Raw genomic sequence first — 395 nt, forward strand, 5'->3', positions numbered from 1 at the left:
TTGTTGAAGCGCCAGCGGCAGATCGGCGCATCCCGCGCCATGTCACGCTTGAAGCCGAGCCGGGAGAACTCTTTTTCCAGTGCGTGATACCCGACCAGCGCCTCCACCCGCGCCACCAAGTCGACATCGTAAGTCACCCGCGCCGGTGCGGCCGCCGGGTCGGTGAGCAGCAAATCCACCGCGCAGCCGCCAACGAACACCAACTGATCCCGCAGCTCCCCCAATACATCCGCAATCAGTTCAATCTTCGCCAGGTTCGGATGCTCTCGCCTCATTGGAAATAAGGCTCCAGCAACTTTTGCGCGGCGTCGCGTTCGCGGACCTGGCCGCTGCGGATCGCATCGAACAGCGCCAGCACGGCATGTAACCGGGCGTCCTTCAGCGCGGCTTCCGGC

1 pseudogene is annotated in these 395 nt (G+C 63.8%); it reads right to left on the reverse strand.

The features are described 5' to 3' along the window. Positions 1–275, reverse strand: a pseudogene (locus HFC70_RS26625) (hypothetical protein); the annotation flags it as partial. Positions 276–395: the final 120 nt, after the last annotated feature.

The sequence above is a fragment of the Agrobacterium sp. a22-2 genome, from assembly GCF_012276985.1.
GTDB lineage: Bacteria > Pseudomonadota > Alphaproteobacteria > Rhizobiales > Rhizobiaceae > Allorhizobium.